The following is a 19,366-nucleotide window of genomic DNA, read 5'->3' on the forward strand; positions in this document are numbered from 1 at the left end:
TTTTTTAATATTCATCCTCATTCCAAAGATAATCTTCGTCAGTAGGGTAATCCGGCCAAATTTCTTCCATTGACTCATATATCTCGCCTTCATCTTCAATAGATTGTAGGTTCTCTACTACTTCTAATGGAGCTCCTGCACGTATAGCGTAATCAATAAGTTCGTCTTTGTTAGCAGGCCACGGTGCATCACTAAGATAGGATGCTAATTCTAATGTCCAATACATCTTTTGTCGATTTAGTTTTGTGCAAAAATAAATTTTTTACTGAAAAAGACAAGTAAAAAACCATTTATTTTATGTTAAAGTTAAGAACGTTTTATTGATTGCTGATTTTTGAATTTAGATTAACGATTTTTGATGTAAAAAGCGAATACATCTGAAATCAAAAATCGTTAATCTTCAATCTGAAATTTATTTCCTCGGTATCCATTTTACTTCCTCAGCGTTCAAATCAAGGGTCAACTTTCGTGCCAAGACAAAAAGGTAGTCAGAAAGTCGGTTTAAATAGCTGATTACTATTTCAGGAATAGTTTCGTTATGACTTAAATGTACTGTCAATCGTTCGGCACGGCGACAAATACAGCGTGCAATATGACAATGTGACACAGTAGGATGTCCGCCTGGTAAAACAAAATGCGTCATTTGAGGCAACTCCATTTCCATAGCATCAATTTCTTTTTCTAATAATTCGATATCAGCTTCAATAATTCCTAAGTTTTGCAATCGGGCTTTGCCGTTTTTTAAAACTGCTTTGTCTTCCGGTGTTGCCAAAATGGCTCCCACAGTAAACAGGCGATCCTGAATTTCAATCAGAATTTCTTTGTAATGCGAATTGATGTCCTGATCCCGAATTAACCCGATATAAGAATTCAATTCGTCCACCGTTCCGTAGCTTTCTATTCGGATATCATCTTTAGGAACTCGGGTTCCTCCAAAAAGTGAGGTTGTTCCTTTGTCTCCTGTTTTAGTATATATTTTCATTTTAAAAATTTTAGATTTTAGATTTCTGATTTTAGAATTACAGCATCAAATCTGCAATCTAAAATCTGCAATCTAAATTTATTTAGAGGTGTCGCTCTCAATCAAGCCGTCTCGTAAACGAATAACGCGGTGTGCATAGGCAGCAATTTCTTCTTCGTGTGTGACTAAGATTACGGTATTTCCATTGGCATGAATATCGTTAAAAAGATTCATGATTTCGATAGAAGTTTTAGAGTCGAGATTTCCTGTTGGTTCATCGGCAAGGATGATAGATGGTTTGTTGACCAAGGCACGAGCCACCGCTACACGCTGGCGTTGTCCTCCTGAAAGTTGGTTGGGTTGATGATCCATTCTGTCGGCCAGATTGACTTGTTGCAAAACTTCAACAGCTCTTTTATTACGTTCCGGTTTTGGATATCCGGCATAAATCATAGGTAATGCTACATTGTCTAAGGCAGTGGTTCGGGGCAATAAGTTGAATGTCTGGAAAACAAAACCTATTTCTTTATTGCGAATTTCGGCCAGTTCGTCATCTCTCATTTTGCTGACATCTTTTCCGTTTAAGATATAAGTTCCCGAAGTAGGAGTGTCCAAACAGCCTAAAAGGTTCATCAAAGTTGATTTTCCGGAACCTGAGGGTCCCATGAGTGCTACATATTCGCCTTTGTTGATTTCTAAATTAATTCCTTTTAAAACATAAACAATTTCGTTTCCCAACACAAAATTTCGTTTAATATTAGTTATTTTGATTAATGGTTTTGACATTTTTATATAAGATTTATCTGCCGTGATGAATCCAGCCTGATATTTAAGTTTTGGCTTAAAAGTACAAAAGACTTTTGAATTATCAGTATTTACCGTTTTTTAAAATTTTTGCTACATTTTATACTTAAAATATAATTTATTATAGTTGTCTGTTTTTGGTTGTATTTTGTATAATTCGGTTCTTTTTTAGTGGATTATCATAATTTATTTAATTAGTTGTATAATTTTTGGTTTGTTATTGAATATGATGCAATCCAATGTAGATTTGTTAAATAAATTTAAGAAAACAAAATTATGAAAAGAAGTATGTTGTTATTAGGAGTTGCGTTGATTGCCTTAGGATTTACATCTTGTAAAGACGAGAAAGAAGTTAAGGCGAAAAAAACTGTTGAAACATATGTAGTATATGTAGATTCGCTGGAAGATGTTTCTGCTGAAGATGTTAAAGCAAATTGGGAATCCATTGATGCTGTATATCAGTTGAGAGTAAGTGAGGCTGAAACTGCTTTAGTAAATCTAAAAGAGAGCGCTAAAGAAATGGAAGATATTAATGCAAGTAGAGCAAAATATGAAGCTTTAAAAGCAAAAATTGAAACGGCGAAAGCAACAGCTAATCCAGTGGTAAATTCTAAACAAAAATTGAGAAACACTTTGTTTGGAGATGGAAAAATTGGTGAAGATATGAGTTTTACCTGGGTAAATAAGGATAATATTTTAGATGTATATGAATCTTTTTTTCAATCATATAAGGATAACAAAGAGTATTTTTCAAGAGAAGATTATGATGAAGTAAAGTTGATGTACGAAGGATTAGACAGTAGAAAAAATACGGTTGAAAAAGAAGGATTATCTTCAGATGATAATGCTAAAATTGCTTCTATAAAATTAAAATTTGCCCCTATGTTAAAGGTTAACCGAATAGGTGCTAAATCAGAAGAAATGGCTAAAGCCAAAGAGTAATTACTATAATAAAAGGAAATTATTAGTAGGAAAATGACAATCAGTAATGGCTGTCATTTTTTTATACACGAATAATAAAATGTTCCTTAGGTTGTTCTCTTCTAAAGAATACTAATCCCCACTGAAAAGTGTCAATGGTTACCGTAACTTTTGGATGTTTTTTAATGATTTCCCAGGCTTCTTCCATTTCGGCTGACCAATGAATGTCGTCAAAAATCCAAACCGTATCGTTAGTAATTGTGGGTAATAAAAGTTCGAAATAATCTAAAGTGGCGATTTTAGAGTGATTGCCGTCGAAGTAAATTAGATCATAGATTTCAGATTTCAGATTGCAAATTTGCAGGTAATCTTTAAATTCAGTTGTGACACATTTTACATTAGAGGTGTTTAATGATTGCAATTGATTTTTTGCAATAGCCATTGTATTTGGACAACCTTCTAATGTTACAATTGAAGCTTTTGTCCCGAGGCTTCGGGATCCTAAAGCCAGGGCAGAAGTGGCTAGTCCTAGCGAAGTACCTAATTCTAAAATGTTTGCCGGTTTAAAATAATGCGTAATCCGGTATAATAATCGGGCGCGTTTGGGGGAAATTCCCGCTGTTTTAGCTATTTGGGAAATTACTCTGGTATTTGATTTAAAAACTTTAGAACCTGCTCCAAAATCAGTGATTTCAATGCTATTTTTGTTCTGTAAGAGAGCGTTGCGATAATCTTTTAAAACAACATATTCTGGTTTTGACTTTTTGTCATAAAAACATTTGGTAATCAAACTGAAAACAAAAGGGGAGTGCACCGCATGTTCGTTTTTAGAATGCCAAAGGAATTTGAGATACGCTTTAATTTGGAAAAACATAACTAAGTGGAATTTATGCCTGAATTATTTATGTTTTTTAATATTTACTTTTCTAAAATCAATAGGGAAACCTTCATATTGCAATAAAATTCGACCTTCAGTAACCGATGATTCAATGCCTTCATTTACTAATTTGCCATTTAGTTTCTGAGTGATTTTTCCATTTTTCGAAATAACAACTAAGGTGTTCCATTCTCCAATAGCTTTTTCGGCATCTGCAAAACGTTTAGAAACGACACTTTTTCCTGGAGTAGTTTTAGTTCCGTTAATGTTTAAAGTAACTTCCTGAAGAAAAACAAAATCTCCGGTTGCTCCTTCTTTTATTTGGAACTGGATTCCTTTTGGCCATAAAATATCAGGAGTTTCGGCAGGAACAAGGTACATTACACCGCTATTTTTGCTGTTGTTTTTTTTGACAAAATTAGCATCGGTATTCCATCGGTATTCAACTGTTAGTTCAAAATTACGAAACGATTGTTCCGACATCAGGTAGCCCGATTTGGATCCGTACATTCGAATCATATTATTTTTTACCGAAAAAAGATCAGCAGCATTGGTTTGTTTGCCTTTTTCTTCGCCAAAAGCATACCAGCCTTTTAAATCTTTTTGATTAAAAAGAGCAATGCGTTTTTGAGCATTACTGTTTTGTGTAAATACAAATAGGATGATAAAAAGGAAACGATAAATAGGATTCATAAGGATGTTTTTTATTTTCAGAAATTGGAAATACGACTAAATAAAATCTTCTCGAAGCGGAGTAAAGCTGTCTACCAATTTTACATATTCCGTTAAGGTTTGGATGCTGTGATTCAAATTTGATGCTACTTTAAAAACATCTCCTTCCTGTAAAAGATATTCTCTGTCTTCGATAAAAAACTTCAATGAACCCGCAGCCACATAAGTAATTTGTTCGTGAATATGTTTGTGCGGTGGATCTGGAACTTCCATTGGCCCGTTCAGGAATTCAATGATTGTTACCATTAAATGATCCAAATGAACCACTTTTCGCATTAAGGACGGATTTGAATTTACTGCTTCAAAACCTTCGTTGTTTTTTATTACTTCCATAAGTATTTGTAAAATAGGAGGCTCAAAGTACTAAAATATTTTTCGATTACACAATTCATCTAGTTTTTATGTGTAAAAGCTTTTTGGATTGTGAATTGAAAAATTAACTATTTAATAAGAACATTTTTAGTGTCTTCCTGAATTAACCAAGGTCTTTTATCTTCTGATTTTACAGTTATTTTACAATTTGCAAAAGTTACAGTATCGGTATGTCTCACAAAAAAGCCAAACGCATTTGTATTCCCAAAATAACTGCCTTCGGGATATTTTCCATCGTATTCCATAACCGTTTGATTGGTTGTTTGAATTCCTCCTTTCAATTCGAAATTTAGATTTTCAAAAGTTACATTCTGGATGTTGTGTCCTTTTATTCCTGTGATAATGGAAGGATATTGTTGGGTGAAATCAGTTCCTGTTATATTTTTAAAATAAATATTTGAAATGGTTCCAATACGGGTTTTTCTATCAGGAACGGTTCTTTTTCTATCGGCTAACAGGATAAAAATGGCCTGTCCACAATTTGAAATTTGGCAATCGCGAAAATTTAAATTATCAATTACCGCTCCATCCATGGATTCTATACAGAAAGCCGAATTTTGATAGGCGTTTTTCAGTGTAAGTTCAGAAACATCAAAATTCATAAAACTTCCTAAGCCATCGGTACCTAATTTAAAGCAATTTCCAGCTTTTACGTTTAGTTTGTCTAAGATACATCGTCTTACAATGATATCTTTACAGCCGTATTCGCTACCGCTTTTAAAACAAATACCATCATCTTCTGATTCAATATAGCTGTCTTCAATAAGTACTTTATGACAATCAACAATGTCTATACCATCACGATTGGGTGTAAGTTGCCCTGTGTTTACTTTTATTTTTTGAATAATAATATTTTCCGATTCAATGTAAACCTGAGTCCAGCAAGCAGGTTTTACAAGAGTTATGTTAGATACGGTAATGTTGTTACAACCTACAAATGCCATGATAGAAGGACGATCTTTTTCTGTGCCTATTTCTTTTACATGCATCCAGGGCTCAAAATCACCTTGTCCGTTAATAGTTCCACCTCCGGTTATTGTTACATTCTGAACTTTGTTACCATAAATTAATCTTCTTTGACAATCTTCGAGCATTCTATTAGGGTACTTTGTATCAATAAGATGATGTGGGTAATCTTTTTCATCATCCGATTTTATACCTAAAATAGTTGCTGAAGTATCAATCTTTAAGGTTAAATTGTTTACTAATAGCAGTTGGCCAGTTAAAAAAACACCTTTTTCTAAAAGCACTGTACCACCTGTTTTTTTGCAGGCATCTATGGCTTTTTGGATAGCAGCTTGATCATTTGTTATTCCGTCTCCTTTTGCACCAAAAGCATAAACATTATAGACTAATTTATTTTGTGCATTGATAAATAGGGAAGAGAGTAAAAAGAAAAGTATTATACTGTTTTTTTTCATGGTTTAGAAATAGTACTAATGATTATAAAAAAATAAAAAAAGGAACCAAGTTATTTAGGACCGTCATAATTGTAATGAAAAAAATTAAATGCTGTAGAACCTCCATCTGTTAATTCATTATAACTAAATAATGCTATTCGGCTGCCTTTCCAATAACTAAATTCGGCATTAAAATCAGGTCCAATAGCTTTGAAATTTTTATTATCCGTACTATAAAAGAAATGATTTTTTTGCTGTATAAAGTCAAGTTTTAATTTAAAGAAAATAGTTTTATTCGAAATCATAACTTCTTCGTACTTTTTGTCTTTTCCTTCAAAAAACACATATAATTTTCCTTGATGATTTTTAACTCCAATGGAATTGTAAACTTTAGACATACTGCTTAAACCCGCTTTTTGTCCTGAAATCATATCTTTAACGTCTATTTGAACCGTAACTTCTCCAGTATTTCCCATTACTTTTTGAGTCAAAGTATTGTAAGCTTCCATGATATTCGTTGCTTTTTTAGCTTTTAATACCAGCCATCCTTTTTTATCTTTTAAAGACCAATTTGAATTTATTGGATTATGATTCCATTGCCATTGAAAGCCTAAGTGTGGAGTATTAAATTCATCATCCGATTGTGGAGCAATTATTGGAAAGTTACCTTCTATATTCGGTTTTTTCCATACAGAGACAGGTTCGCCAATACCATTTCGATCAATATCAATTCCAATAACTGGCCAGTCGTCATGCCAAAACATAGGCTGTAAATGTAATACACGACCTAAAGCACCTGCTGATTGAAAATGATAAAACCACCATTCACCATTTGGATTGTCGACAATTGCTCCTTGGTGTGGACCATTAATGGGAGTGCTTCCTTTTTCTAAAACGACTCTTTTTTCATAAGGGCCATAAATGTTTTTTGAACGTAAAATAGTTTGCCATCCTTCGGAAACTCCACCTTCCGGAATACTTAGGTAATAATAGTTATTGCGTTTGTAAATTTTAGTTCCTTCAGCTACAGGACCTGTATAAACTGTTTTGCCTTCATCCAGCAATTTTGTTCCATCAGCACTCATTTTATGAATAATGATGGGGCCGGCACCATGTACACTATGCCCAAGATACGCCTGACCATCATCATCCCAAAAAGGACAAGGATCTTCCCATTTTTCAATATTTTTTACGAGTAGAAGTGGAGACCACGGACCTTCGGGATTATTGGCACTGGTCATAAATAATCCTTCATTGATAGTGCAAAAATAAACCCAGAATTTATTGTCGTGAAAAAGAATTGCCGGAGCCCAACTGCCTCCAGCGTATCTTTTAAAAGCATCGTAAGCAGGAAAATCTAGGCGATTGTATATTTGGCCAATAATTTTCCAATTAACCATATCCTCTGATTCCTGAATAGTCATACCCATATAATGAAATTCAGAACAAATCATGTAATATTTATTTCCAACCCGAATCACATCCGGGTCGGAATAATCAGCATTTATAATGGGATTAATATAAGTTCCATTTCCCTGATCTCCCCAAGAACCTCTTTTTTGACTATAGGTTAGTGTTGAAATAAGTACAATGAAATATAAAGCAAGTATGTTGTTTCGCATTTATTTAGAACGTTATTTCATTCTGTTTGGCATAGGTGTCAAATCGGTTAAATCGTTAATTTTTATGGGATTTCCGGTTTCAATACTGTTTCGGGCAGCGATACCGATTAGAACAGACATAGCGCCGTCCCTGCTTCCGGCAGATCTTTCAAATGGATCAGCGGTACCGGCTGTTCGGAATATTTTATCATGCAAACGTTGATCTCCTCCACCATGTCCGCCTTTCTCTGTTGGGACAGTCACTTTTTCAAAATCTTTCCAAAGTTTATGTACTATAATGGTTTCATGGTTTGCTTCTTCCAATGCAGATTGTTCCATTTCTTTGGCATGCATTTCAGCCTGATCCACCTTTGTTTTTTTATCGTAAGGAATATCTAAAGACGCTTCTATTCTTCCTTCGGTTCCGTTAAAAGCTAATCTCCAGCCTTCAAAAGGGGAGTAAGTGGTAAGAGAGTAGTTTACAATAGCGTTGTTGGCATATTTTATTTGTGCAGACATTTTATCATAAATATCAATTTCTTCCCTGAAAAGGCAGTTATCCCTGATGTAGCCATCGTATTTTTCATTGGCTACATACAAATCCATAGCTTGCTGGTCTTTGGTAATGTCATAATAGTAATCGCAAGTTGTTTTATGATCGCAACTTCTACAGTTTTTACCTCTAAATGGATTTGCTTTTCCATAATGTTCTAAATCGCCCAGGGCAAAAACTTCAGTTGGATCAGAATCAAGCCACCAATTTAATAAATCAAAATGGTGTGTGGCTTTGTGTACCCAAAGTGAGCCTCCGCTTTCTTTTTGACCATGCCATCTTCTGAAATAGGAAGCGCCATGATAGGTGTTTAGATACCAATGGAAATCAACAGAAGTGATTTTTCCAATCGTATTATTGGCTAATAGTTCTTTTATTTTAGTGCTATAAGGACTCCATCTGTAATTAAAGCCTACAATCAGATTTTTACCTGATTTTTTTTCAGCATTTAGAATTTCCTGGCATTTATTTTCATCGGTGGTCATCGGTTTTTCGGTAAGTACATCATAACCTGATTCTAATCCTTTAACGATAAACTGATGGTGTGTGGAATCTTTTGTGGTAACAATAATTAAATCAGGTTTGGTCTTTTTGAGCATATCGTCAAAATTTGCAAAAGTAGGGCAGTTCACCCCCATGAACTTTTTTGCATATTCCAATCTTCCCGGATTAATGTCACTGAGGCCTACAAATTCAAGAATATCTGAATATTCCTGAACTAATCTTTTACCCCAGAAACTAATGCCTCTGATTCCGGTTCCAACAAGGACAATTCGAAGTTTTTTAGTACTATCAAAATCAAAAGAACTGAGAGGAAATGCTGTATAAGCCGCAAGCATGCTTAAAGACGTTAAAAATTTTCTTCTTGTGACATCCATAAATTTTGGTTTTAATTAAGGTTGGTTAATAAATTTAATAACTGATTGGTTTTTTTAGGTTTTTAAATGTAATTAATTTATTGATAGTTTGTTAAGGCTGTTTTTGTTTTTTGCCTGAAGAAAATAAAAAAAAATCATCTGATATTTTTGGAATAATGGCAGATGATTTTTTGTATGTACAGAAATGATAATTTCTTAGGAGTTAACTAAACTAGTTTGTGTTGTTTCTTCAACCTTTGCTTTTTTTCTCCAATAATTGGCTAATAAAGAACCTGAAACATTCATCCACGGACTAAAAACAGCTGATGCTAAACCTACGGTGGCTAATTTTCCCATGGATCCGGCAAGTCCCGAAGCCATTCCTCCGTTTTGTAAACCAACTTCAAAAGCGATGGTGCGACTACTGCTTTTATCTAATCCACAAATACGACTCAGGTAATAACCAAAGAAATAACCGGCACTATTATGTAAGATAGCAACCAGGAAAAGGATAAAGCCTATTTGAATTAAATTATCCCTGCCGGCAGCGGTGGTTACCAAGGTGAAATAAATGATTCCAAACATCGAAAAATAGGGCATTAAGCTGTCAATTTTTGGATAAGCCTTATAGACTAAATGATAAGCTTTCCCCACTAAAAACGCTCCGGCTATAAAGCAACTGATTTCAATTAAATGACCAACAGTGCTATCGGTTTCATAGCTTAACGAATTGCTGAAAAAGAATAAGGTTATTAGCCAAATTGCAGATAGTATAGTTAAGAAATCAATTCTTTTTCGGGCTGTTTCTCCGTAGTTTTTAAGAATGTCATGAATCATAGCGGCTGCTAATGGAACCAGTACAATCTTGATAATTTCCATCATCATATTAAAAAACTGTACTTCGACCATGGTTCCGGCAAATATTTTCATTAAGAACGGAGTCATAACAGGAGCTGCCAAGGTCGAAATAGCAGTTACTGTAACGGATAAAACCAGGTTTCCTTTGGCAATATAAGTCATTACATTCGATGCTAAACCGCTGCTGCAAGAACCAATAAGTATAATTCCTGCGGCAATTTCGGGTTCGAAATGGAAGGTTTTGGCTAAAATAAAACCGGTAATTGGCATAATCGTAAAATGACCTAAAAGACCAATGATGACTCCCTTTCCAGATTTTCTAATACCTGTAAAATCCTCTATACTCATTTGGGTTCCCATTCCAAACATCACCAACTGAATGATGATTAGGATGAGCCATTTGTTGCGTAAATCTATCGAGCCAATATGTAAAAAGGTTTGCGGGTAAATCAATCCTGCACAAACCGCAGTAATAATCCAAAAAGTGTATTGGTAACCACTCAAGAGTTTGCTGTGTCCAATACCAATGGCTAAACTCGAAAAAGCAGTAATTAAACTAATTTTCCAAATGCTGTCCATTTGAGAATACCAACCAATAGCAGCAAGGATAAATAAGACAGGACAGGCCCAAAGAAAAAATTTACGCATATAGAATGGTATTAAAAGTAAATTTCGGCTAATTTTTTCATTGCAATTCCCGGACTGGCTAAGATAGGAACTACTTTTTCAGCATCAATCAAACCATCAACCACACGTGCCATTGAAGCCTGTGCCAAAACAATAACACCTACTTCCTGCATCAATTCTTTTAAGGCTTTGGCAACCATTTCGTCATGTTTTGCCGCATCGCCACTCATCAGGGCTTCAAAAGCACCTTCACATAATTTAGAAACAATAGTTACATTTTTTCCAGCTGTCAAGGCTCTTCTGCGTACCAAATCACTCGTTGGTTCCAGCGTAGTAGGCAAGGTCGCAATTACACCTATTTTATCACTTATTTGTACGGCTTCGTCAGCCATGGCCTGATCTACCCTAATTACAGGAACAGTACATAAAGTAGCTGCTGTTTCTATGGCTACGCCAATGGAAGAACAGGTTACCAAAATCACATCGGCTCCCGCTTCTTCGGCTGCTTTTACGTGGTTTACCACTCTGGCTGCCGTATTAGGCATTAGTTTTCCTTTTTTGATTACATCTTTAATCAGGCTGTCATCTACTATGTTGAAGGTTTCTACGCCACTTAAATGCTCCGAACTCAGTTGCTGAAATAAGGGTACTAAGGTTGCTGAGGTGTGGACGAATCCTAATGTTTTTGCTTTCATGATAATTTTTCTCCTTTTAATACTTTTATAAAATAGTCTGGAGCGCCTACCTGGCCTCCTTTAAAATTTAATTCTAATCCGTTTACATGTTCATCTTCCGAAATGGCTTTGCAAAGCGGTGCTCCGGGTGCTAATGGCGCAATCATTTCTAAGGCAAAAATTCCTAATTCGGATGCGGCATAACTCGAAGTATCACCACCGGCAAAAAGGATTCTTTGCACTTTTACAGACTTTAAAACTTCTTTGATAATCTGTCCTAAAACACGACCGTAGATTTTACTGCTTTGTTTTTGGATTTCTTTATGGTTAAGCCCACTGTGTTTTAAATAATCTTCGGTTTCAGCAATTCTTGGGTCGTTAGTCCCAATGCTGGTATGTAAAATAGTATTTTGTCCTTCTTTTAGTTTAGCAATAATTGCTGCCGCAACATCGGCAATGCTTTGTTCCTGATGGTCGTGATGCATGACCTTGCTTTCTAAAGCAATGCCTTCAAAACCATTTGTCAGGGCATATTCTATTTGGCTTCCGGTTACAGGCGAACAACTACCCGAAATAACAAGTAGGGGAGCGGCCTCACCGGGATGTTGAAACTCGAATTGCTTATTAATTATCTTTTCATCTTTCCAGGCTAATCCCAATGCCATTTCGACTCCCGATGAACCTACAGAAAAAACGGTTTTTTCTTTAGCTAAGTGATGAAAAACTTCTCCAATGGTTTTTAAATGCCCTTGATTCAATCCATCAAAAAACAGAATCTCTTTTTCTTCTTTGGCTTTAATTTCGTCTAAAATAGCTGCGGTACCTGCCTCAATGGTGTTGAGGTTGATAAGGTCTATGGTTTTCGAGGTTTGCTTTGCCAAATGTAATCTGAGGTCGGCTTCATCGGAAGGAGTAACAGGATGCTTACTCATCGAAGGATGACGGTCAATGCGATGGATTTCGCCGTTTCCGGTGGTTCCCATTCGGGCAAATAAATTTCCAAACGCACAATACCTGCCCAAATGTGGTGCGGCAGGGGAGATTAAGGTCGTTTTTTGATTAAAAACCTCGCTCCCTATTTCGATGGCCTTGCCAATATTTCCAACGTGTGGTGCCGAATCAAAAGTCGAGCAAACCTTGTAATGAACCTGCTCCGGGAAAAAGTCTTTCAGTGTTTCGAATGCAGGATATAATTCGCCCTCCATTTCTAACGGAGACATCGAACGGCTTTTTCCTGCTAAACCAATAGCCTGGATACCGGGGAATAGTTCTAAATCTTTGTGAAGGGGATGACGAAGAAAAAGAACGGTTTTTATACCGGCTAAAGTCAGGAATTCCAAAGCATCCGTGGAGCCTGTGAAATCATCTCCATAGTATGCCAATAATAAAGGATGTTCTTTCATTATTTTGAGAATTTTTTTACTGATGCTGCAAATTCAGGATATTGTAATGCGGCTTCTTCTACTGATAAACCATCAACGGCAGCTTTCCAGGCTTGTTGTAAGGCATTTACACCTGCTGTTGCTCCCATAGGATGTGCTAAAATTCCGCCACCTGCCATGTACAATAAATCGGTGGTTTGGGTTCTTCTATAGGTTTCCGGTGCCTGTCCGCCCCATTGTCCTGAAGAGACAACCGGTAAAGGATTGTTTTCGCCAATAAATGGTTTTAAGCAGGATTGTATAGAAGTCACCACTGAATCATCGGATTCCCAGAATTTATTCTGGATTCCGTTAACATGCATTTGGTCAACACCGGCCATACGCCAAATTTTTTGGTAAGCTGGAAATTCAATTCCCAGTAACGGATGACGGTTCAACATTCCCCAGCCATTTCTGTGACCGTGGATAACCAAATCACCCTGGTCACAAATTTTCTTGGTAGCGCTTAATCCTACGCTATTGATGCTAATCATAGCGCAAGTTCCTTCGTGTTTTTTGATCAAATCGTATTTTCGTTGCATTTCGTCAATTTCGTCGCTGATGTTGAATGCATACATTACTTTCTTACCAGTTTTTTGCGCATGATTGTTAATTACCTTCATGATAACGTTTACACGGTCGTCAAAAAGAGAGTTTGCAGTAGATCCCATCAATTCATCATCCTTGATAAAATCGATACCAGCGTTAATTAATGTTTGTACTAATGCAGCCGTTTCATCAGGACTCATTCCTACACTTGGTTTGATAATGGTACCAATCATTGGTCTGTCACTCACACCGCAAGACAATTTAGAACCTTTGATACCAAATTGTGGTCCTCTGTATTTATTTTTAAAAGAATCAGGAACATCAAAATCCATTAGTTTTAAACCTGTAAACTGACTGATTTCGTATAGATTTCCTTGTAAAGTACTAATAAGCACAGGCAAATTATAACCGAAATTCTCAATCGACCAACTTACCTTAACTTTAGCTCTTTGGTATTTTTTTCCCGGAATACTGTTTCCCGGAATTGAAGGTTCATCAGCCGAATCTAATATTTCAATATTTTCTACCCGGGCAGCAAAGCGTTGTTTGAGCTCGGCGGTTTCTCCCGGAACGGATACAAAAGTTCCCGAAGATTGTTCGCCAGCCAATACTGCTGCGGCTTGTTCTACTGCATAAGGGGTTTCGATGTAGTATTCTGCAAAAATTCTTTCCATTAGGTATTTATAAAATCTGATTTTTTATTGATAAAACGTCTTTATAATGGTCTAAAAATTAAACCAATTCTATTCAAACGGCATTATGTAAAAATAAGACTTAAAATTATAAATACAAGCGAATTTTAGTGTTTTCGAAAAAAATAAATAATTTTCGAAAATAATAGAAAATAAAACCAAGCAAAAAAGCAACCCGATGAGGAGTTGCTTTTTGCCGGTATAGATTGGAGTTTATTTTAGAATTTTATTCAATAAGAATTTTTTTAGTGAATTCGCCTTTTGTGGTTTCAACTTTTACAATGTAAACACCTGGCTTTGTTTTTTTGATGTGAACTTGTATGTTGGATTGATTTCTGTTTTCTTCTATTTTCCAATTATCAACTTCAAGAGCTATGTCATTGTAAAGTCTTATTTTTTGAACTCTACAATCTTTAATTTGATTATTAATGTTGATATTGTTTGATTTTTGAATGTGAATAATCGTTAAATCAGCATTTGTTTCGGGTTCTGGTGTTATTTCAGGTTCTTGTATTGGCTCTGGCTCCGGCTCAGGAACTATTGTATCCACAGCAGGATTAAAAAAGCGCAATGAAAATCGGGTTTTATTTGTTCCGGCAGGGAGATTGATTTCAAAATTACTGCCTTTAATATTGTTGTAAGTATTGGTTAAATTATCGTAAATATAAATAGGCTGGTTTGCATCGAAATTTTCCAAATCATCAATCATGAATTTTACAATTCCTTCGGCATCAATTTTTACACCAAGCGGATAGGAAGCAAATCGGTCAAAAGTACCTACTCCCTGGATAACTAAGGCGTTTTCCTGACATAAAAAATACATATCATTCGGTAGTCTGTCCATATTGAAAGCGTCATAACCAAAATCCATTTCGTTTGTTGCTTTGTTATCTATAAAACCCAGTAAAATTTGTCTATGGTAATCGTTGCGAGAGTTAAAGCCCAGACGGATTTTTTTGTATTTAGAATCAACTACCACATCATTTTCATTGGATTTTGAAGTAGTGGTTGAAGTTAATTTAGCCGTGTTACTAATTTTATACATAACATTAGAATTAGCAGCATCATCTTCTTTATGGAAACTTCTTTGATTGTTATCATATATGATTGTTCCTCCGCTAGCTGCTTTCCCTACTACAAAGAAAGCTTGTCCTACCGGAATAAAACGATTAGGAATTCCTCTTGATGGAGTTCCTAACTTACTAATGAAATCTACATTAGCTGATGATGGAGCTACACCTCCGGTTAAATTTCGAGTCGCATAGCCTCCTTGATAATCTCTTAAAACATGAGTGTTATTAGTAGCATAATGTTCCCAATAGTAAATAGTTCCTGTTATTGAATTGTTATTGTCGTTAATAAATGCTTCGCTATCAAGCGAACATGGATATGGATTTCCGGCTAATAATAATTGGTTTGCACTTACTGAATTAGTGTTAATTAGTCCGTTGTTAGGTTTACCCACAAAAGTGTAGTTTTGAGTTGTAGTGCCTGCACCGCTACCTTTCATAGTGTAACCTTGTCCAACTCTGACTGTTGAATTTTCGTTCATTTGAACCCAATTAGCATAAGCATTGGCATAATTATCAAATTTGTAAAGCCAATAACGAGCAATACTTATTGGACTTGTAGGAGAACCATTGTAACCGCTAACCCATTGAATGTTCCTTGGAGTAGTAGTTGTACCGTCTTTCATAACACTTGCAACAGTATAATTTTGATTATTGGTAGTCGTGTTTATTGTGCCTACCGGAGCGCTCCAATAGTTATAATTAAATAAGTTTGATTGTCCTTGCTGGTCTCTTTCTATTGAGCCGCTACTGTTGGTATCCAAAATACTTCCTTGGGTTTGTACTAATTGAGATTTGTTTACCAAATCAATTTTACCATTTAATTTTAAATAATGTGAAATTTCTATTTTGTTATCACTATTTGCAGTTAAGGTATTGCTGCTAACTAATAATCCTAATACAGTTTTATTTCCTGCAGTTGTAATATTATTATCTGTTTTAACAATGTTCCAGTCAATATAGCTGCTATTATCAATTGCTGTGGTATTAGGAATGTTCCAAACATCGCCGTGTGTCCAGGTATTACTGGATTCCCATGTTCCGTCTAAAATGGAAGTATAGGGAAGGGGGGCTGTTTCGGGTTGGGGTGTATAGATGTTTAATAATCTTCCATTTCGGGTATTAGTTGAAATATCTAATAAGTAGCCATTGCTTAAATCGGTTGCTTGAACCATTTGGTAGTAACCTTCTAAATTAGACCAGGTTAATCCGGGAATAGCTAAGGGAACTGTTGCTCCCATAACGGTATTATTATCGTTTTGAATTTTTTGATTCATCATTTGGCGTATTTGTGCATCGGTTAATGCTAAATTCCAAATGCGTAATTCCTGTGTCCATCCGCTAAAGAAATGAATAGGATTGTATGGGAAAACCGTATTTTGTGCCATGGCTCCCAGTATAAATTTGGCATTGTTATTAGCAATTGGGTTTGTTCCGGCTACAGCATTACGTACACTTACACCGTCAACATAAAGATTGTAATTACTTCCATCAAAAGTTACGGCAACATGATACCATCTTCCTGTGCTGATAGCATAGTTAGAACTAATCGAATTTCCGTTGTTCCAGTTGAATGAAAGAGTGTTATTAACTAATCTTAAATCGTAACCATCGTTTAAGTTGGAAGCATTTCGTTTAGACAAAATAGTTTGAATATTTCCATTTGTAGCTTCTGATTTTACCCAAACTTCGATACTGAAAGAACCATTGCTTAAATTAAAATTATCTTTAAAGTTAACATTATCATCTGTTCCGTCAAAGTCAAGATAGTTGCATGGATTTAATGTTATTTGTACATCATCACTAACATCAGGACATTCACCACCACCTGAAACAGTCCATCTCAAGGTATAAACACCATTATTAGGACTAAAAAATTCTGAAGTCGGACTAGTGCTGTTTGAAAAAAGCTCTCCTCCACCAGCAGGGCCGCTTATGATAGACCAGTTTCCTGTTGCTCCTGCTGTTGCAGCTAGTTGTACTGATTCTAAACCACATGAAGCTATTTGGTCGTCTCCTGCTAATGCTGATAAACAAGAACTACCATCTATGTCAACTATAATCGATCCGTCAATAGGTTTAGCGCATTCGGAATTATCATAACCCTGAAAGAAATATTCGGTTGTAGAAGTTCCTGAAATAGCACCAATAGCTGTAATATATCCTGTTTCCAGTGATACTTCGGGACTGCAGCCTTCGTTTAAAATGATAATACAATTATTAGTTACATTAAGATCGAAGCTCAAGTCGGCGTAAATGTATTCCGGATGACCAGCGGTTATAGGTAAGGTACCTAGATTCCAGATGATACTGTTAGAGCCTGAATCATAATAAGGTAAATTGCTTGTCGTGAAACCATTGTAAGTGTGGGTTACAATAGTACTTCCTGGTGTGAAAACGGCTGTATTAGGAATAGGGATAGTTACTATGGTATTGTTGGTGGCTTCGGTTCCGCTGTTACTGATGTTTAAAGAATAGTTGATGGCCTGTCCGGGCAAAGCACTTAAGACAGGAGGATTCGTAACATTATTGATTGAGTTGACGCTTATTAAACCTTTAGGTTCCGGAACATAAGAGTCAACCGACATGGCAAAACCAAAAATTGTATAGACTTCGGAAGTGGATCCAAATCTAAAATTGGTAGAGGTTTGGTTGTTTCCAATAACTGTATTTCCTGCATTTGGAATAGTAAACATGCTAAAATCCACTCCGGTATTGTTTTGTAAAATAGGATTACTAGCTCCAACCGCTGGCTGAGGAAATATAGAAGAATTGAAGAAGTTGTTTGTTGTGTTTCCTGCGTGATTTAGGGTTAAATAGTTTGTGGCGTTGTAGGTATTTGGGTCTGCGTTTAATTTTTGTACAGCCAGATAATCGCCTGTTAAATTTCTATCACCTTCAGCTGCCATTACCCCCAGTTTCATATTTACATCACCAGAATCTACTGTGGTGAATCCTGAAATAGGGATGTTTCCAAATTCCCCAACTCCATTTAGTAGTCCGTTTATATAGGCATATCCATCAAAAAGAGTTACCGCACGACTTTTCATCACGGGATTTTCATATATAACTACCATAGTCCATCCTCCTGAATATCCTGGGTTTTGGGCATCAGAACCATTACTTCCTTCAACTAGAGCAATATCAGCTACGCTATAGGCTCCAGGGCCATGAGTTTTTACATAATCAGTAACTTCCTGATAGCCCACAAATATTCCGCCATAAGATGTTCCGGGGAAATAAACATTGGAATTGGCTGTTACCGTGGTATATGAAGAAGCACCAGGACCTTTTAGTGAAATTACTTTTTTGTCGTAATTTTTATTTATAGAGTTAAAAACTTGAACATTTGCTATTGAATTTGAAGCGTCTTGATATTGGGCTTCTGATAATGTTTGAGATGTATTTCTGGTTATACTGTTGATTTTTAATACTGTGCCATCTAAGGGTAAAGAGTAAGGCGTACTAAATGTTGCTACTCCTGAATTATAAGATACAGATATATTATTTAACGATGCTCCGTTTATAGAAAGTTTTACTCTGTTTCCTCCATTATTATTGGTGAAATGAAAAGCATAGGTGTTTCCAAAAGAATTTGTAAAAGTATAAATTGGATAAAAATCATTAGAAGATCCTCCTCTAGTTATAGTTAATTTATAATTAGTATTTGTGATGTTTGTAGTTGCATTGTGGGTTACATTTTTTGAAGATTCCAAAGCTGTTTCTTTTGAAACCGTAAATGTATCTGTATCTTGTGATCTGCCAGTCCAATACAAACCAGCAAAAATAACAGTAGAACAATTTTGGTTGGCGCTATTTTCCCCTCCATTAGAAAGTTCCATGGTTGCCATAGAAGAATTCCAAGTATTGCTATCGCCGTCGATATCAACATATTTCATTGATTGTCCTTGGTTGTCACTATTTATAGAATAGTTTGAAAGGGTTAAGTTAGTATTCCCTAACATGGTGAAATCTCCTTTTATATTATAAATGGTTTTTGCAGGAGTGGCCGCAGCTGTTCTTTGTGTAAAATTTACCTGAGGTGATGTAACCGTTTGCGCCTCCGTTTTGATAGAAAAACCTAACAAAATAAAGAGGAGTATTAAATAAAAATGGAGGTTTGTTTTTTTTGAGTAAAGGTGTTCCATAGTTTCTATTTAAGATTAGAACGAATCAGTTTTTGTTTCGATAAAAAAGCTATACTTTTTTCACGAAATAAAAATACTACCTTTTGATTTATTTACCGATAAAAAGCAATAAAAATCGATAAAATACATTTTTATTTATTTAAATTAAGAAAAAACTTTCTTTTATGGATTTTAGTTTTAACAGCTTGTAAAGGAGAGTGAGATGGTATCCTTTTTATAGATGGTTTTTTGTTGAGGTTTGAACAAAAA

General features: G+C 35.6%; 15 protein-coding genes. 1 reads left to right on the forward strand and 14 read right to left on the reverse strand.

From position 1 onward, the window contains the following. Nucleotides 1-4: 4 nt before the first annotated feature. From FDM27_RS11530 to FDM27_RS11540, 3 genes are all read right to left on the reverse strand, one after another. Nucleotides 5-226, reverse strand: coding sequence for a DUF2795 domain-containing protein (locus FDM27_RS11530; RefSeq protein ID WP_007138072.1), 222 nt, complete (start codon nucleotides 224-226; stop codon nucleotides 5-7). Nucleotides 227-412: 186 nt separating this feature from the next. Continuing rightward, complete coding sequence (locus FDM27_RS11535; RefSeq protein ID WP_140486638.1) at nucleotides 413-982, reverse strand: cob(I)yrinic acid a,c-diamide adenosyltransferase; 570 nt, start codon at nucleotides 980-982, stop codon at nucleotides 413-415. Between the two features lie 78 nt (nucleotides 983-1,060). Next, nucleotides 1,061-1,747 carry an ABC transporter ATP-binding protein gene (locus tag FDM27_RS11540; protein ID WP_071183531.1) on the reverse strand — a complete coding sequence of 229 codons (687 nt, stop codon included), beginning with the start codon at nucleotides 1,745-1,747 and terminating at the stop codon, nucleotides 1,061-1,063. Nucleotides 1,748-2,041: 294 nt separating this feature from the next. Here FDM27_RS11540 and FDM27_RS11545 point away from each other — a divergent pair, with 294 nt between their 5' ends. Then, complete coding sequence (locus FDM27_RS11545) at nucleotides 2,042-2,707, forward strand: hypothetical protein (protein WP_140486641.1); 666 nt, start codon at nucleotides 2,042-2,044, stop codon at nucleotides 2,705-2,707. 61 nt (nucleotides 2,708-2,768) lie between these two features. On the opposite strand, the gene FDM27_RS11550 is transcribed toward FDM27_RS11545, so the two are convergent. From FDM27_RS11550 to FDM27_RS11600, 11 genes are all read right to left on the reverse strand, one after another. Beyond that, the gene (locus tag FDM27_RS11550; RefSeq protein ID WP_140486643.1) at nucleotides 2,769-3,560 is read right to left on the reverse strand and encodes an O-methyltransferase; all 792 of its coding nucleotides are present in this window, start codon (nucleotides 3,558-3,560) and stop codon (nucleotides 2,769-2,771) included. Nucleotides 3,561-3,584: 24 nt separating this feature from the next. Then, nucleotides 3,585-4,256 (reverse strand): DUF1080 domain-containing protein, encoded by a 672-nt coding sequence (locus FDM27_RS11555; protein WP_140486646.1) that lies wholly within the window; start codon nucleotides 4,254-4,256, stop codon nucleotides 3,585-3,587. A gap of 36 nt (nucleotides 4,257-4,292) precedes the next feature. Continuing rightward, on the reverse strand, nucleotides 4,293-4,628 hold the full coding sequence (locus tag FDM27_RS11560) for a cupin domain-containing protein (RefSeq protein ID WP_140486649.1): 336 nt from the start codon (nucleotides 4,626-4,628) through the stop codon (nucleotides 4,293-4,295). A 107-nt stretch (nucleotides 4,629-4,735) separates the two neighbouring features. Then, entirely contained in the window at nucleotides 4,736-6,088 is a 1,353-nt protein-coding gene (locus tag FDM27_RS11565) for a glycoside hydrolase family 28 protein (RefSeq protein WP_140486652.1), read from the reverse strand. 50 nt (nucleotides 6,089-6,138) lie between these two features. Then, nucleotides 6,139-7,689 (reverse strand): glycoside hydrolase 43 family protein, encoded by a 1,551-nt coding sequence (locus FDM27_RS11570; protein ID WP_140486655.1) that lies wholly within the window; start codon nucleotides 7,687-7,689, stop codon nucleotides 6,139-6,141. Between the two features lie 12 nt (nucleotides 7,690-7,701). After that, entirely contained in the window at nucleotides 7,702-9,099 is a 1,398-nt protein-coding gene (locus FDM27_RS11575; protein WP_140486658.1) for a Gfo/Idh/MocA family oxidoreductase, read from the reverse strand. Between the two features lie 195 nt (nucleotides 9,100-9,294). Next, nucleotides 9,295-10,584, reverse strand: a complete 1,290-nt coding sequence (locus FDM27_RS11580; RefSeq protein ID WP_140486661.1) for a bile acid:sodium symporter family protein — start codon at nucleotides 10,582-10,584, stop codon at nucleotides 9,295-9,297. 11 nt (nucleotides 10,585-10,595) lie between these two features. Then, nucleotides 10,596-11,258: an aspartate/glutamate racemase family protein gene (locus FDM27_RS11585; protein ID WP_140486663.1), complete on the reverse strand. Its 663-nt coding sequence runs from the start codon at nucleotides 11,256-11,258 to the stop codon at nucleotides 10,596-10,598. Continuing rightward, nucleotides 11,255-12,640, reverse strand: a complete 1,386-nt coding sequence (locus FDM27_RS11590; RefSeq protein WP_140486665.1) for a four-carbon acid sugar kinase family protein — start codon at nucleotides 12,638-12,640, stop codon at nucleotides 11,255-11,257. The genes FDM27_RS11585 and FDM27_RS11590 overlap by 4 nt, the downstream gene beginning before the upstream one ends. Further along, on the reverse strand, nucleotides 12,640-13,881 hold the full coding sequence (locus tag FDM27_RS11595) for a ribulose-bisphosphate carboxylase large subunit family protein (RefSeq protein ID WP_140486667.1): 1,242 nt from the start codon (nucleotides 13,879-13,881) through the stop codon (nucleotides 12,640-12,642). The genes FDM27_RS11590 and FDM27_RS11595 overlap by 1 nt, the downstream gene beginning before the upstream one ends. A 244-nt stretch (nucleotides 13,882-14,125) precedes the next feature. Next, complete coding sequence (locus FDM27_RS11600) at nucleotides 14,126-19,117, reverse strand: LamG-like jellyroll fold domain-containing protein (RefSeq protein ID WP_140486669.1); 4,992 nt, start codon at nucleotides 19,115-19,117, stop codon at nucleotides 14,126-14,128. Nucleotides 19,118-19,366: the final 249 nt, after the last annotated feature.

Source organism: Flavobacterium sp. GSA192, from assembly GCF_006386525.1.
GTDB classification, from domain to species: domain Bacteria; phylum Bacteroidota; class Bacteroidia; order Flavobacteriales; family Flavobacteriaceae; genus Flavobacterium; species Flavobacterium commune.

Coding starts and splice junctions, on each gene's coding strand:
- FDM27_RS11585 (WP_140486663.1), bottom strand. CDS start 11,258: ATGAAAGCAAAAACATTAGGATTCGTCCACACCTCAGCAACCTTAGTA.
- FDM27_RS11550 (WP_140486643.1), bottom strand. CDS start 3,560: ATGTTTTTCCAAATTAAAGCGTATCTCAAATTCCTTTGGCATTCTAAA.
- FDM27_RS11535 (WP_140486638.1), bottom strand. CDS start 982: ATGAAAATATATACTAAAACAGGAGACAAAGGAACAACCTCACTTTTT.
- FDM27_RS11530 (WP_007138072.1), bottom strand. CDS start 226: ATGTATTGGACATTAGAATTAGCATCCTATCTTAGTGATGCACCGTGG.
- FDM27_RS11595 (WP_140486667.1), bottom strand. CDS start 13,881: ATGGAAAGAATTTTTGCAGAATACTACATCGAAACCCCTTATGCAGTA.
- FDM27_RS11575 (WP_140486658.1), bottom strand. CDS start 9,099: ATGGATGTCACAAGAAGAAAATTTTTAACGTCTTTAAGCATGCTTGCG.
- FDM27_RS11600 (WP_140486669.1), bottom strand. CDS start 19,117: ATGGAACACCTTTACTCAAAAAAAACAAACCTCCATTTTTATTTAATA.
- FDM27_RS11555 (WP_140486646.1), bottom strand. CDS start 4,256: ATGAATCCTATTTATCGTTTCCTTTTTATCATCCTATTTGTATTTACA.
- FDM27_RS11580 (WP_140486661.1), bottom strand. CDS start 10,584: ATGCGTAAATTTTTTCTTTGGGCCTGTCCTGTCTTATTTATCCTTGCT.
- FDM27_RS11570 (WP_140486655.1), bottom strand. CDS start 7,689: ATGCGAAACAACATACTTGCTTTATATTTCATTGTACTTATTTCAACA.
- FDM27_RS11560 (WP_140486649.1), bottom strand. CDS start 4,628: ATGGAAGTAATAAAAAACAACGAAGGTTTTGAAGCAGTAAATTCAAAT.
- FDM27_RS11540 (WP_071183531.1), bottom strand. CDS start 1,747: ATGTCAAAACCATTAATCAAAATAACTAATATTAAACGAAATTTTGTG.
- FDM27_RS11565 (WP_140486652.1), bottom strand. CDS start 6,088: ATGAAAAAAAACAGTATAATACTTTTCTTTTTACTCTCTTCCCTATTT.
- FDM27_RS11545 (WP_140486641.1), top strand. CDS start 2,042: ATGAAAAGAAGTATGTTGTTATTAGGAGTTGCGTTGATTGCCTTAGGA.
- FDM27_RS11590 (WP_140486665.1), bottom strand. CDS start 12,640: ATGAAAGAACATCCTTTATTATTGGCATACTATGGAGATGATTTCACA.